Raw genomic sequence first — 13,450 nt, forward strand, 5'->3', positions numbered from 1 at the left:
TGACCGGAACGGTCACTGCGAGCCGGTGTTGACGTTGCGACAGTGGGATGGAAGCCCGTCAGGGCGGAGACGGTTTACCGGCTCCGTTTACGACAGCCCCGGTTCCCGTCAGGGAAGTCGCCTGACAGCTGGTAAGTTTGAAAAGGATACAGAAAACAGCCACAACAATTCGCAGCGTCCGTTCTTCAGAGAAAATCCACAGCAGGGTATTACAAAGCATAAGGGGCATAAAAAAGAGCCGCTATACCGCAGGCATAACCGCTCTTTTTACTTTCCTGCCCTCACGCTGGCGTATTCTTTGTTACCTTCGCCTCCAGTACACCCAGCCACTGACCAGAATCAGAACACCGCTCAGCACCGCCAGATTCGGCAAGATGGTGTCGAACGCGCTGCTGAAGACTACATCGGGGTTATGCTCCCCCCAGAATTCCAGCTTGTATCCGATACCCCAGATAAAAAACGCCAGTCCAGAAGCCACAATTCCCCACTTAAGGAGAAACAAGAGCACGTTGTCCAGCATACCAGGGGGATCACGCCAGGTGATAACCATCGCTATCAGAGCACAGATCCCTGCGCCGACATAATACTCAGTACTTCCGAACATTTCCGGCGCAGCAAAGTGCATGACCAGCGCAAACAAACCGTTTAGCAGAACAACCAGTATCCAGTATCTCATTATTTTTTCCGCATCCATATGAAATGGTTGAATCCCAGAATCCACTGCACTCCCAGACCAGCCAGGAAGATAATTCCGCCCGTGATAAGGTAAAAATGGTCACCTTTAATCAGTGCAATAATGGCTAAAATGATGCCTGCAACAGCAATCATTACCGGTGCCCGGTAATACCAGCGAAGCTCATGCTCCAGTAGTTCAACCACCTCATTTTTTTTAGTCATAGTAGCCTCCGAGCAGTAAAACTATAAAACCGAGGAGATGAAAAAACACAAACGTTGCAATACAGATGCCTATTAATAAAGGCAGGCTCATGAATCCAGTCAGGAAGCATCGTATGAAATAGTTTTCCGGATAATCATGATATTCAAATTCATTCAAAATTTGTGGATAAAAATCAAAATATTCATAAACCATACCTATTGGCGTGATTATCACTATCAGCAAGGCTAATATGGCAACCAGACGAACACTTCCCTTAAGCAATGCCATGAAAAATAGTCTTTTTTCGTCAATAATCATTCGTCATCCTCCCGGTAGCCACTCCCGTCAGCCCATTCCTGAAGTTGTTCTTCCAGTGCCTGCAGATGCTGACCGACTTCTCTGGCCAGCCGGTCGCTTTCTGTCTCCAGCCAGCCGCTGAGTCCGTCCCACTCACTGGACATATCAGTCAGTTTTTTCTCAATGGTACGCAGCCGGTTACGCTGGCTTCGGGCAACCTTAAGCTCCGTTTTGCAGGGATTGTTTCTCATCAGCTTGCCTCCTGATGCATCAGCTTGTTGGGTACCATCCAGCGCTCCAGTTGCCGGACAGATTCCGGGCTTTCTTTTGCGAGGGCATCAGATTCGACCATCACACTCCAGAAAGGCTGGTTCGCCATCATCCAGCGCTCCATTGGCTCAAGTGACGGGAAACGCTCGCTCCAGCGCCAGAACATATCCTCCAGGTCATACTGGCGCAGTTCAGTACCCGACCAGCGAGCGCTCCAGCTGCTGACTGTTTGCGGGGTATGAAAAGCAAGCTCTATTTCCGCCTGTCCCGCCAGCGCCTGATACGCGGTTTCGCGCTGGCACGCCTCTTTCCGGCGCTGGCGGGTGTATTTTTCGGCGCTCAGTTCACTTTGCCTGCGACGACGTTCCGACGTCTGAAACTTCGTTTCCGGGAACAGTCGCCAGCCGTCCGACACCGACAGGGGTAACCAGCAACATGCGCCACGGCTCTCAATCAGCCGATCAATCGCCGCCAGCCAGTCCTGCTTTTTCCCCCGCAGGTCCTGTGCTGTCAGCCCCGGAGAAAACCAGCCGATATCTTTAACGGTGACACGTTTGCTGCCGTTCAGGATGCGGAAGAAGGCATGGGCGTAGGCAAACTCAGCGATATGAACGCCACGCTCATATTTCTTCTCCACCTCTGCGATGGCCTCCATTGCAGCACGACGTTCATGACTCAGGGGGACCAGTGACAAATTCGCCGGGATCATTGTGCGCCCTCCATCGCCAGAACACTGATAATGCTGGCCTGACTGTAGCCATCGGCATCGAGGCGCGCTGTCAGACTGAGTGTGTGAGAAATAACCTCCGGCGAATATGCAGGCAGGGTGCTGATAACAGAAAACGGACGACCGCTGGAAGGAATGAACACCACCATCCATGACGGGGTGATGTCGCCGGGACTGCATACGGCGATATGGAAGTTGCCGTGTGACGGCGTGAAGCGAACCTGTACTGGGAAAAATCCACCGAACTCGCTGCGGTACTCTCCGTTCATGTCCCAGTCAACCGGGCAGGTCAAATCGCGCATCACCGCATGTGTCAGTTCCCGGCGCAAATCTTCACCCGCTTCGCGCCAGTCTTCGAATTCCTGGGGGATCATGGTTTTCAGTACGTCGGGAGTAATAATGTTTCGCATAATGGTCTCCTTATCGCCGCCCCTCGGGGCGGCGTTTCCGTTTTCAGGCTGCGTGTGCCGTATTGTCATCAGAGTCTGTCGCCTCACCCTCAGCGACGTCAGGTTGCGCATCAGCTGACCGCATCCAGGCAGGAACCCAGCGCGTTCCGGAGAGCCATTGTTCAGCATGGCTAGCGGCATCTCCCTTCTTCATGTTCCCGGCATCTGATGCAGCGCCTGACAGTCCGGCCTCTTTCAGCGCCCCCACAATCTGGTTCTTACTGAGCAGACCGAGGAAGTTTTCTGCAGTTGGCTGCCACCAGTCGCGAAGGTGGAACCCGAGCGCCGTTTCCACGCCATCGAGGTCGCTCTGTGTGGTATGCCCCATTGTCCGGGTCTGCACCCCGTCCACCGAACAGGCCGTGCAGAACACCATCAGACTCATCAAAGTCTGTCCGTCGAGCGTAAAGAAGGTGGTGAAATCCTTCTTCCAGCCATCCGGCAACAGCGCTTCCAGACGGGCTTTCTCCTGCATCAGACTCAGCCATGCCTGACCACTCTTTCCGGTCGGCGCTTCGCTGGTAAGCCCACTGTGGTGCACCTCAAGACGCATCACGAACGGATGACGGGTGGTATTGCAGTAATCGAAAACACAACTGCACAGCCGCCATACCATCAGGGCCACCGCTTTTTCGGGCTGCTGTACCAGAGCGGCCTGTACTGCCAGCGTTCTTTCTGAAGACATCTTTTTGAGCAGCGGGGCGCTGATACCCTCCGTCACATCCGGCTTGCTGCTGACCACATGGAGGGAGCCGCTACTGCCATTCTCTCCCTGCCCTTCTTTCGCCTCGTTCTGAGGCTTCTTCTGCACCCCTCGCTGGACACAAAGCTCACCGTCATACAGGCTGACCACCACGCCACAGGTTGATTTCTGCTCCGGTGTCCACGCCCGGATCGATGCTGCATTTTCAATTTCGTCAATCAGCACCTGAATCGCGGCTTCATCTTCAAACGTTTCAGTGGCCTCCTGAGTGGCGTACAGTTCATCGAGACGCTGCTGCTCGTCGGTGGTGTACTGTGCTTCCGGCTCTGGTAACAGCAGATAATGTTCGCGGTCGTCACCGTAGTTTCTGACCGCTCCCTCCCGGGCCAGTGACCATGACCACCCCTCCTGCAGTTCGATTGCCAGTGCGGCGGACTCCAGCTTCTCCTGCACCAGTCGCTCGACCAGCACACCGTCTGCCGTACCGTCCCCTTCCTGGGCGCTGAACAAATCCTCACGCACCACGCCACCTGCAGACTCATACATCTCACGCCCGATAAACACGAAGCGGGAGTGGTTCACACCGATTTCGGTATCAGTGATAGCGCGTTTAAGCATGTGCGCGGGGGCATAGCTGTGCTGCGCCTTCACACGCTGGTAAATCTCCACCTGACGCACAGGATCGTTCTCCAGACTCAGCGCCTGACACTGCTCCACGTCGAGCTTGTTCTCAGCCAGTAGGGCGAGAAGTTCCGGGGCGAGATTCGCCAGCTTCAGCATGCGCTGGACGTGACGGGAGCTGTACCCCAGCTGGTCACCAATCTGCGCCGGGGTCTTACCCTGCTCAGACAACGTGCGGAACCCGCTGATTTGTTCTGCCGGATGCATCGCCGCCCTCTGGTTGTTCTCCACCATTGAGGCGACCACAGCCAGGTCGTCGCTGACGCGCTTGACGACAACGAGATACCCGGCATCGATGCGCTGTTCACTGACCAACAGTTGCAGGGCAGCAAGACGACGACCGCCCGCTGCAACGCCTGACAGGCCATCAGGCAGCGAGTGAACCACCAGATTCTGGATCAGGCCGACCGCGAGAATGGAGTCTGCCATTTCCCTGACACTCTCAACCGGGTACGGAATAATACGGACGTTCAGCGGGGATTTGACGAGCGCCGACAGCGGCACCATTTCAATCTGAGCGGCCTCAAGCGCCGCCTTAAGGGCTGCGGCTTCGGCAGGTTTAACTGCTTTTTTGCTGGTTTTCGCGGGGGTTTTTGCTTTAGACTCGGTTACTGACATAGTTGATACTCCTCACAGATATTGATTACTGTCCGGCCCTGCGGAGTGACAGCTCCGGCAGGGCACCTTTTTACTGCTGTTTACGGATGCCATAGTCCCGGATATAACGGTTCATCAGGTACTCACCACCCGGCTCAAAATTCCATACCCGCCAGATCATTTCGCCGTTCTTACGAACCACCAGGCGAAAGTGCGTTCCCTGATCGTCTTCAATCGCGACATTCCGATACTGCGCTGCGACCGCTTCAGCCTGTTCGCGGGTGAATGTGCCATCAGGCAGTGACTGAAGGGGCGGTATAACGTTGTTGGTCATGTCTCTCTCCTTTCCCTGCCCCGCAGGTTGCGGGGCGTTTTCATCATGCTGGTCAAAACGGGGCATCATCATCCATCGGCAGATAATCGTCCGGTAACGGCTGCGGCACCTGCTGAGACGGCGCGGTACTCTGACGGGGTTTTCTGCCACCCTTCTGTTTCGGGGATTTAGCCGGGGCTTCAGCAGGTTGTGCCGGAGCGGCAGGATTCTGCGGTTGTGCGGGCTGCTGCGGAGCAGTGCTCTGGGGCTGACCGCCGTCACGACGACCGCCCAGCATCTGCATGGTGCCGTTCTGTCCGACGACGATTTCAGTGACATAGCGCGTTACGCCGCTGTCGTCCTGCCAGTTTCGGGTACGTAACTGGCCTTCGATGTACACCTGAGCACCCTTGCGCAGATACTCGCTGGCGATTTCCGCGAGCTTGCCGAACAGCACCACGCGATGCCACTCTGTGTTTTCACGCATCTCCCCGGTCTGCTTATCGCGCCAGGACTCAGAGGTAGCGAGGCTGAGACTGGCTACCGCGCCGCCATTGGGCATATAACGGACTTCCGGGTCCTGTCCCAGATTACCCACGATGATGACTTTGTTGATGCCACGTACTGTCATGATGAATCTCCTTAATCTGTTGTTTTGCTTTTAAAACCCGTCATCCGTTGAGTTTCGGGAGCCGCGGTTTTGACGTTTGCGGGAACCTGCTGTTTTGTTCCCCCGGGTAACTTCCTTCATCCGTTTGAGAACCTTCGCCGCGAGGGCGTAAACGGCCACGGCCCGGTGCAGGTGTCCGGGGTGAGCGGTCAATTTTTTACGGTCTAATGAAGCGTGCGGAATGGCCGGAAAAAATTTATCGCGAAAGGCTTCGCCGTCCCTGGACAGCCAGGCGGGTTGTGGCGGTATCAGCCCCGGCGAAAGGGACTTAAACGGATGAATGTCACCAGGTGCGACAATGAGCAGGGACCCGCCGCAACGTCGGAGAAGCGGCAGCGAAACGACGTTGCGCCTTACAGCCCGGCGTCAGTTTGCCGGGGTGCAGAAAGCGCAGGATACGGCGCGTAAAAGGGGCGGCGCATCCGGAACGGAGGCTGCAAGCCCTGGTGTTGCGTCATGGGATGGAAGCCCGAAGGGCGGAGACGGTTTACCGGCTCCGTTCACGACAGCCCGCCCGGACGCCCGCAGTAAAAACGGGAACGGGCAGAAAACAGAAAACGGGAGGATAAGAATGGATTACATGCGGCTTAAGAGATGGCTGACAATTATCCGGCGTGATGCCAGCCGGGAGCATCAGGAGCGAAAATGCTTTTCTTTTCTGTACTGCACAATGCTGTACCAGGCCGATGCAAGAAAAGCAAAAACGGTGATCAGCACTCTTAATTCGTCACCCGGCTCCTTCCCCTTCAGCATCAACGTTATGATGATGCCGGCAACGATAATCCATGCAACGCCACTCCAGAGACGCAGTTTATCCGCCACGACATTCATCAGGATAAAAGCAATGGACAGGCCAGCTCCCCACAGAGCCGGTACAGGCTGAAACGGAATAAAAAACAGGTTAATACCGGTAAAAAGAGTCACGGCTGCAAACATCAGAGACATACGCATAGAATTTCCTCCCTGGGCAAACTGACGATAAGAATCACTTCTGCTGCTCATCTCCGGGTTTATTATATTCGGGCGCATTTGCGCGCGGCAGCTGCTGACTGTTCTGCCGATGAACTTCAAGCCGTTCAAGGAAATACGGGCGAAGATGTTCAGGCTGTTCCCGTTCAACAAGCTCAGGCACCACAGGCTTGTTCATCCTTTCCTGCCAGGCAACGGCAGCGGCGGCTTTATCGACCGAGACCTTATCCTGATCTTCTTTTGAGAAAGAGGCGATATTCCACTTCGACATATGCATCACCGGTCTGCTTTACAGGAAGATATCCCTGATAATACGCACATTCCCGGGCAACAGCGACTGACAATGGAGAGGAGAGTGCGCGGCGCCGGAGGCGCGGCGAAGTTTCTCTCCGGCAGGCGCAGCCTGCCCGGGTTTTCGCGCGGGCTGACAGGCGCCCTCCGGCCGGACGCCTGCCATCATGTTTACTGGCCGTATCCGTCCTGTCGTATAAACTGGCCGCAAAGGTAAACAGCGCTCTGACAGGTCATGTAGTAACATATTTCGTCGATCACCTGTTCAGTCCGAAGCGCCGACTGCCCATTCTCACGGCGGCGGGCATTAATAAGCGCTTTGTACTGTCGCAGGATCTCGCGGGTTTCCGGTGCAAGTTTCATACGTTTTCTCCCTGACAGGCGGGTTTCCCCGCCGGACATTAATCAGTTGCTGAAGACATAGCCGTCATGGAACACATAGCCGCTGCTGAACAGGTCACGCGCCCAGGCTTCAAAATCGAAATAGCTGCGCAACGGCTCCGGCACCTCATTTAACAGGCCGTTGTCCTCCACCATCTCCCGCGCATAGTCTTCCTCGCTTTCCGCCTCGCCGCGGTACGCATCATCAAACGCGTCATAGTCACATTCGCCGGTATACTCCGCCCAGGCGATAAAAGCGGCTTCCCTGCCCTCTTCTTCGGCGCATTTGTAAGCGGCGATAAAATCCCAGTCAATGGAGCATTCAGAGACGAACTGCGACGGAATGCCTTCCCAGTCCTGGAACATAAACTCGGCATCCCATTCATCGGCATGCAGTGCCTGACAGGCCTCGTAAAAATCCTCCCTGCCGTCAAACTCCGTCAGATCAAACCATTTGCCGAAAATGCTGCCGCAGTTGTATTTGTGATACGTACCCACGTAAACAGCCGGTGTGGTGGTCGTAGTGCTCATAAAAAATCCTCCATAGTCGATGTCGTCTGAGTTCCGGCTTACGCCGTGCCGACACGACAGCCGGGCGGAAAGCGGAGGATGCAAGGGCGTCACCGAAGCCGCAGCGCAGTAAAAAAGCAGGAGCAGGCTGGACGGTTTGACGGCGAAAAATGAGCCGGAAAACGACGGGAAGACGGCGGATAACGTATGAAATAAACTGCGACCGGGTGAAGGTGACGGCGTTTACGCTTCCCTTGCATCAGCCGCGGCCCGGCTATAGTAGAGGCACGGCGTTTGCCGCAGGCCGCACGGGACGTTACTCACCGCGAAGCCGGAACAACGTGGAGGAAGAGCCGTAAAAGCGGAGCCGGCGACATCCTTATCCTTCGTGGTAGATTCAGGGGGCCGCCGCCCCCTGCTGTTCGCTACACTGGCCGGATTGCTGACAGGGCATTGCGGACAAGACTGATTTCTGCACGCGCTTCTGCCATGACCTCATGTAACAGGGTTAAATCCATCCACCGGCGCGGAGGCTCGCCCGGAATACGCAGCACATCGCACATCTGGCCACATGCCAGGATTTGATCCACTTTGTCGCTGATAACAAAGAACTCGACGCTGCTGTAGCGTGCCCCTTTGTTCAGGATGGCATCGAGCACCACCGGCAAATTGTCATCATCGTCCAGCCAGCAGGGCATATCATTTTCCTTCACAACCAGACGGAAGTTTCGGGTCTGGCGATAAAACAGCGTTTCCCCGCGCGTGGTCAGCGCCGCCTTTATCCGGCGCGCATCCTCCCATACCTGCCGGGAGACATCCCGCACGGCGCGGGACAGGCAATCCGTTACAGCCTGAATCTCCGGCTCCGTCAGCCATTCCCCGGCCCAGGGGAAAGCTATCTGTGTTCCGTCCTCCGGAAACTGCGGCGCGTCGGCATAGCGGCTGCCGGATAAAATAATCTGCGCTGGCGTCCCGGCTATTTTTGTCATGGCACTTTGCAGCTCTGCGGGTACGTCACCGGTACAAAGCAAAGGAAGCAGATGAGCAATATTTGCCGCATCCAGACGGACATAAATGCTTATCCATCCCGGTTTATTGACCGGATCACGCTGATCAACATCGGTATGGTCAGGCCATCCATAATCAGCAATCAAATCGCGCGCACGGCGCATGACAAGGGCGGTTAACGTGGTGATTTCCTGCATAATGGGTTCCTCTGAACGGGTTCAGTACACGCCGCCCGGGCGGCGTGTTGATTTCATTTTTTCAGTAAGGCGCGAACTTTCGCCGCATCAGCCAGGCGACGGGTTACGCTTTCCGGCACCGGATGGTTCTCATCCCGGGCGGACCACTCCCTGTGCCACAACGCCTGTTCAGCGGTTATCAGCAGGGTTTCAAGCAGATCCGCCGGCACCATCACCGCCGGAACGGCCTCTTTCACCTGTTCAATCAGATCCATCACCGCACCGGCAGACACGCCCGACTCAAGCCGTTGTTCCTCCGGAATGGCGTCCATACGCGCCAGTACCGCCCTTGTGTCCTGCTCCGAAACGGCATATTCCATTCCGTCGGCCAGCGCTTCGATATCCGCCGGGGACCAGACAATGAGGTTCAGCGGGGTTTCTGCGGGATACTGTTCACGCAACAACCGGCAGAGGGTTTCACAGGTTCCGTACATGTTTTTCTCCTTAGTCCTTAAAGCAGGCATCCAGCTCAAGAATTTCGTTGTATGCCGCCATAAACAGGGCATTGATGCGAAAAAGGGTCTGACGGGCCAGGCGTTCGGCCAGCACATCGGAGTCAAAGCGATAGCGGTGCTCCATCCCGTTCAGCGTCGCCCGCAGGTCACACATGTTGTTAGCGACGTCCGCCACTTCTGCGCGGAGTTTCTCGTGTCCGGCATAGTTCATTACGCGGCCTCCGGGAACTCGTCGTTGGCGGCCGGGTACTGCATGGCGCGCCGGACGGCGGCCAGACGTTGCTGTCCGTTCCGGTGGTACTGTTCCAGCAGTTCGATACCGATGTAGCGACGGCCAGCCTGGAGGGCAGCTACACAGGTGGAGCCACTGCCGGCAAAGGGGTCGAGCACAATCGCACCGGGATGTGTGAAGGACTCAATCAGCGGTTGCAGGCTGGCTACGGGTTTTTCGGTAGGGTGATGCCGGTTGCCTGAATATTTCCACGCAATCACGTCATTCAACGGGTTTTGCGGCAGGGGCGGACGGCCTTTTGCAAGGATGTAGGCGCATTCGTGGCGGTAGCCCACATATGCGGCCTTCGATGTGTAGGTTTTAGGGAAAACCAGATGACCAACAACGCTGAACCCGGCCTGTTTCCACGCAGCCATAAAGCGATCGACGCGGTTCCATCCGTAGAAGCTCACCATCAGCGCGTCTTTTTTGAGGACGCGATACATCTCATGGCAGGCGGGTTGCAGCCATTCATCGGTTTTATCGCCGGCGATGGTACGCCCCTGACGGTCACGAAAACCGACGAGATATGGCGGGTCGGTCAGAATGAAATCGACAGCATTATCCGGAAAGCCGGACATGATATGGACGCAATTACCCTGGATAAATCGGGACATGGTAGTTCTCCTTTCTCAAATGCGGCGCCAGTTACGCCGTGCCGATACGACAGCCGGGCGAAAAGCGGAGAATGCAGGGGCGGTGCCGCAAGCCGCAGCGCAGTGAAAAAGCCCACGCTGGCTGAACGGTTTGACGGCGAAAATTGAGACGGAAAACGACGGGAAGACAGCGGGTAATGCCTTTGAAATTAACTGCGACCGGGTGAGGACACCGGCAGAGCGAACCCTTGCATTCGAAGCGGCCCGGCTACAGTAGCGGCACGGCGGTCACAGGATGGCAGGAACCTGAAATACAGCCTATGTTCTGAACTGAAGAAAACACAGATTTCGCATGCGAAATCTTCACCGGAGAAACGATAATGTGCGGTCGGTTTACGCAGTACAACTCCCGCGAGGAGTACCTGGCCTTTCTCGGAGAAGAAGCAGAGCGGGACATCCCGTATGATCCGGAGCCCGTCGGCCGCTACAACGTTGCGCCCGGAACCCGTGTATTACTGCTGAGTGAACGCCGCTCGCAGCTGCATCTTGATCCTGTTCACTGGGGTTATGCGCCGGAGTGGTGGAACAAGCCCGCTCTCATCAACGCCAGAAGTGAAACTGCGGCCGGCAGCCGGATGTTCAGGCCACTCTGGGAGCACGGACGGGCCATTGTTTTTGCTGACGGCTGGTTTGAGTGGAAACAGCAAAACGGCGTGAAACAGCCGTTTTTCATTTACCGCAAGGACGGAAATCCACTCCTGCTCGCTGCCATCGGGAAACCTCCTTTTGAGGATGGCAATGACCAGGAAGGATTCCTGATCGTCACGGCAGCTGCGGATGAGGGGCTGCTGGACATTCACGATCGGCGACCGCTCGTGTACTCACCGGCTGCTGCACGTAAATGGCTCAGCGAAAACACAACCGGTAAAGAGGCGGAAGACATTGCCAGTGAGGGCAGTCTTTCCGCCGAAGATTTCACATGGCACCCCGTCAGCCGGGCTGTTGGCAATCCACGGAACCAGGGCCGGGAACTGATAGAGCCACTGGCATAGCAGACGATGAGATAACCGGTATCCACTCACAGGGTTATGCACCGTTTCTGTGGATAACCCGGAGCCTGTTTTATCCGGCAGAACAATAACCTGGCAGGAGCCGGTAAAATTCTCCTTGCAGGACGGGAAATATCTTAAATAATACTGTATATAAAAACAGGCATTTTAAGAGGTATGCCATGATCCTTTTTGTCACTCCCGCATCTGAACCAGCACTGTCCACCGCACCACTTTTCACAGAGCGCTGTCCGGCAGGTTTTCCGTCACCTGCCGCGGACTATACCGAAGACGAACTGGATCTGAACGCCTACTGTATCCGTCGCCCCAGCGCGACCTACTTTGTCCGGGCCATTGGCGACTCGATGAAAGATATGGGCCTGCACTCCGGCGATTTAATGGTTGTCGACAAAGCCGAAAAACCCATGCAGGGGGATATTGTCATCGCGGAAACAGATGGCGAGTTCACCGTTAAACGCCTGCAGCTTAAGCCCCGTATCGCCCTGCTGCCGATGAATCCCGCCTACCCCACCCTCTACCCGGAGGAACTGCAGATATTCGGCGTGGTGATGGCATTCATCCATAAGACGCGGGGTATGGACTGATGTTCGCTCTGGCTGACGTCAACAGCTTCTATGCGAGCTGTGAAAAGGTGTTTCGTCCGGACCTGCGTAACAGGCCCGTTGTGGTGCTCAGTAACAACGATGGTTGCGTCATCGCGCGCAGCGCCGAAGCGAAACGGCTGGGCATTAAGATGGGCGTCCCCTGGTTCCAGCTGAAGACGGCACAATTCCCGGAGCCGGTCATCACGTTCTCGAGCAATTACGAGCTTTATGCATCGCTGTCGAACAGGGTTATGTCTCATCTCGAGGAGCTGGCGCCGCGCGTGGAGCAATACAGCATTGACGAGATGTTTCTGGACATTCGCGGTATAGACAGCTGCATCGATTTCGAGGATTTCGGCCGGCAGCTGCGTGAGCACGTTCGTTCCGGCACAGGGCTGACCATCGGCGTCGGAATGGGACCGACCAAAACGCTGGCTAAAAGCGCACAATGGGCGTCTAAGGAATGGCGGCAGTTTGGTGGCGTGCTTGCTCTGACTTCTGGCAATCCAAAACGAACGGAGAAACTGTTGTCACTGCAGCCAGTAGACGAAATCTGGGGGGTTGGCCGCAGGATCTCAAAGAAACTGAGCACAATGGGGATAACAACTGCACTGCAGCTGGCGCGCGCGAACCCTGTATTTATCAGGAAAAATTTCAGCGTTGTGCTGGAGAGAACCGTCCGGGAACTCAACGGAGAAAGCTGTATTTCGCTTGAAGAAGCGCCGCCGCCAAAACAGCAGATTGTCTGCAGCCGGTCCTTTGGGGAGCGTGTCACGACGTATGAAGCCATGCGCCAGGCAGTTTGTCAGTACGCTGAGCGTGCAGCTGAGAAGCTGCGCGGCGAGCGTCAGTTTTGCAGGCATATTGCTGTATTTGTGAAAACGTCACCGTTCGCGTTGAACGAACCGTATTACGGGAATGTGGCCAGTGAAAAGCTGATGACTCCCACGCAGGATACCAGGGACATTATAGCTGCAGCGGTGAAAGCACTGGATAGGATCTGGGTGAATGGGCATCGATATGCAAAAGCGGGTTGCATGCTTAATGATTTCACTCCTACCGGGGTTTCGCAGCTGAACCTCTTCGATGATACTCAGCCCCGGAGCAACAGTAACCAGCTGATGAAAGTCGTGGACGGCATTAACCATTCAGGACTGGGAAAAGTGTGGTTTGCGGGACGAGGCATTGCTCCTGAGTGGCAAATGAAACGAGAAATGCTTTCCCCTGCGTACACAACGCGCTGGAATGATCTCCCGGTGGCAATGATAAGATGATCTGCCACCGAAAGATTTCGCATGCGAAATCTGGGTTATATCTACCAGTCAGAATTCGTCATCCAAATAGCCAGATTTCGCATGCGAAATCACTTCTTTTGTTCGGCCTTCCGTTAAATAGTGCGTGACTGTTGTTTCTGATGTGGAGTAATCAACACCCTCTATTTTATGAACTTCTATGCCATCGAGTTTTAACTCAAGTATATCTTCCCTATTTTTCT

The 13,450-nt window shown here is 55.4% G+C and carries 21 protein-coding genes and 1 pseudogene; 4 read left to right on the top strand and 18 right to left on the bottom strand.

All coding sequences use genetic code 11. The features are described from left to right. Positions 1 to 301: 301 nt before the first annotated feature. The 10 genes from A936_RS05360 to A936_RS24055 all read right to left on the bottom strand — a co-directional run bounded on the left by A936_RS05360 (position 302) and on the right by A936_RS24055 (position 5,767). Entirely contained in the window at positions 302 to 676 is a 375-nt protein-coding gene (locus tag A936_RS05360; protein ID WP_008455378.1) for a hypothetical protein, read from the bottom strand. Beyond that, on the bottom strand, positions 676 to 897 hold the full coding sequence (locus tag A936_RS05365; protein WP_008455380.1) for a hypothetical protein: 222 nt from the start codon (positions 895 to 897) through the stop codon (positions 676 to 678). The genes A936_RS05360 and A936_RS05365 overlap by 1 nt, the downstream gene beginning before the upstream one ends. After that, positions 890 to 1,195 (bottom strand): hypothetical protein, encoded by a 306-nt coding sequence (locus A936_RS05370; RefSeq protein ID WP_008455383.1) that lies wholly within the window; start codon positions 1,193 to 1,195, stop codon positions 890 to 892. Before A936_RS05370 ends, A936_RS05365 begins: the two co-directional genes overlap by 8 nt. Beyond that, positions 1,192 to 1,425 carry a hypothetical protein gene (locus A936_RS05375; protein WP_008455385.1) on the bottom strand — a complete coding sequence of 78 codons (234 nt, stop codon included), beginning with the start codon at positions 1,423 to 1,425 and terminating at the stop codon, positions 1,192 to 1,194. Before A936_RS05375 ends, A936_RS05370 begins: the two co-directional genes overlap by 4 nt. Then, entirely contained in the window at positions 1,425 to 2,153 is a 729-nt protein-coding gene (locus A936_RS05380; protein ID WP_008455387.1) for a plasmid SOS inhibition protein A, read from the bottom strand. The genes A936_RS05375 and A936_RS05380 overlap by 1 nt, the downstream gene beginning before the upstream one ends. Then, positions 2,150 to 2,584: a conjugation system SOS inhibitor PsiB gene (psiB, locus tag A936_RS05385; protein ID WP_085938885.1), complete on the bottom strand. Its 435-nt coding sequence runs from the start codon at positions 2,582 to 2,584 to the stop codon at positions 2,150 to 2,152. Before psiB ends, A936_RS05380 begins: the two co-directional genes overlap by 4 nt. A gap of 40 nt (positions 2,585 to 2,624) precedes the next feature. Continuing rightward, a complete protein-coding gene (locus A936_RS05390) occupies positions 2,625 to 4,622 on the bottom strand; it encodes a ParB/RepB/Spo0J family partition protein (RefSeq protein WP_008455391.1) in 1,998 nt (665 codons plus the stop codon). 70 nt (positions 4,623 to 4,692) lie between these two features. Continuing rightward, complete coding sequence (locus tag A936_RS05395) at positions 4,693 to 4,935, bottom strand: DUF905 domain-containing protein (protein WP_008455394.1); 243 nt, start codon at positions 4,933 to 4,935, stop codon at positions 4,693 to 4,695. 52 nt (positions 4,936 to 4,987) lie between these two features. After that, the gene (gene ssb / locus A936_RS05400; protein WP_008455396.1) at positions 4,988 to 5,545 is read right to left on the bottom strand and encodes a single-stranded DNA-binding protein; all 558 of its coding nucleotides are present in this window, start codon (positions 5,543 to 5,545) and stop codon (positions 4,988 to 4,990) included. Between the two features lie 30 nt (positions 5,546 to 5,575). Then, on the bottom strand, positions 5,576 to 5,767 hold the full coding sequence (locus A936_RS24055; RefSeq protein WP_369719204.1) for a hypothetical protein: 192 nt from the start codon (positions 5,765 to 5,767) through the stop codon (positions 5,576 to 5,578). A 97-nt stretch (positions 5,768 to 5,864) separates the two neighbouring features. On the opposite strand from A936_RS24055, the pseudogene A936_RS23695 reads away from it, so the two are divergent. Next, a pseudogene (locus A936_RS23695) lies at positions 5,865 to 6,100 on the top strand (hypothetical protein); the annotation flags it as partial. 117 nt (positions 6,101 to 6,217) lie between these two features. Here A936_RS23695 and A936_RS05405 read toward each other — a convergent pair. The 8 genes from A936_RS05405 to A936_RS05440 all read right to left on the bottom strand — a co-directional run bounded on the left by A936_RS05405 (position 6,218) and on the right by A936_RS05440 (position 10,322). Then, a complete protein-coding gene (locus A936_RS05405) occupies positions 6,218 to 6,535 on the bottom strand; it encodes a hypothetical protein (RefSeq protein ID WP_008455398.1) in 318 nt (105 codons plus the stop codon). A gap of 34 nt (positions 6,536 to 6,569) precedes the next feature. Next, positions 6,570 to 6,824: a DNA polymerase III subunit theta gene (locus A936_RS05410; protein ID WP_192810969.1), complete on the bottom strand. Its 255-nt coding sequence runs from the start codon at positions 6,822 to 6,824 to the stop codon at positions 6,570 to 6,572. A gap of 191 nt (positions 6,825 to 7,015) precedes the next feature. Beyond that, positions 7,016 to 7,207, bottom strand: a complete 192-nt coding sequence (locus A936_RS05415) for a hypothetical protein (RefSeq protein WP_008455403.1) — start codon at positions 7,205 to 7,207, stop codon at positions 7,016 to 7,018. A 42-nt stretch (positions 7,208 to 7,249) separates the two neighbouring features. After that, on the bottom strand, positions 7,250 to 7,756 hold the full coding sequence (locus tag A936_RS05420; protein WP_008455405.1) for an antirestriction protein ArdA: 507 nt from the start codon (positions 7,754 to 7,756) through the stop codon (positions 7,250 to 7,252). 404 nt (positions 7,757 to 8,160) lie between these two features. Next, positions 8,161 to 8,940: a YubG family protein gene (locus tag A936_RS05425; RefSeq protein WP_008455406.1), complete on the bottom strand. Its 780-nt coding sequence runs from the start codon at positions 8,938 to 8,940 to the stop codon at positions 8,161 to 8,163. Between the two features lie 53 nt (positions 8,941 to 8,993). After that, a complete protein-coding gene (locus A936_RS05430; RefSeq protein ID WP_008455408.1) occupies positions 8,994 to 9,413 on the bottom strand; it encodes a DUF1380 family protein in 420 nt (139 codons plus the stop codon). 10 nt (positions 9,414 to 9,423) lie between these two features. Next, positions 9,424 to 9,645, bottom strand: coding sequence for a YubE family protein (locus A936_RS05435; protein ID WP_008455410.1), 222 nt, complete (start codon positions 9,643 to 9,645; stop codon positions 9,424 to 9,426). Continuing rightward, positions 9,645 to 10,322 carry a DNA methylase gene (locus A936_RS05440; protein WP_008455412.1) on the bottom strand — a complete coding sequence of 226 codons (678 nt, stop codon included), beginning with the start codon at positions 10,320 to 10,322 and terminating at the stop codon, positions 9,645 to 9,647. Before A936_RS05440 ends, A936_RS05435 begins: the two co-directional genes overlap by 1 nt. A 359-nt stretch (positions 10,323 to 10,681) precedes the next feature. Between A936_RS05440 and A936_RS05445 the strand changes: the two genes are divergently transcribed. The 3 genes from A936_RS05445 (at position 10,682) to A936_RS05455 (ending at position 13,229) form a co-directional block, all read left to right on the top strand. Next, on the top strand, positions 10,682 to 11,353 hold the full coding sequence (locus A936_RS05445; RefSeq protein ID WP_008455413.1) for an SOS response-associated peptidase family protein: 672 nt from the start codon (positions 10,682 to 10,684) through the stop codon (positions 11,351 to 11,353). A gap of 179 nt (positions 11,354 to 11,532) precedes the next feature. After that, positions 11,533 to 11,955, top strand: a complete 423-nt coding sequence (umuD, locus tag A936_RS05450) for a translesion error-prone DNA polymerase V autoproteolytic subunit (protein WP_008455414.1) — start codon at positions 11,533 to 11,535, stop codon at positions 11,953 to 11,955. Beyond that, the gene (locus A936_RS05455) at positions 11,955 to 13,229 is read left to right on the top strand and encodes a Y-family DNA polymerase (RefSeq protein ID WP_008455415.1); all 1,275 of its coding nucleotides are present in this window, start codon (positions 11,955 to 11,957) and stop codon (positions 13,227 to 13,229) included. The genes umuD and A936_RS05455 overlap by 1 nt, the downstream gene beginning before the upstream one ends. Positions 13,230 to 13,450: the final 221 nt, after the last annotated feature.

Source organism: Enterobacter sp. Ag1 (assembly GCA_000277545.1).
Classification (GTDB): domain Bacteria; phylum Pseudomonadota; class Gammaproteobacteria; order Enterobacterales; family Enterobacteriaceae; genus Cedecea.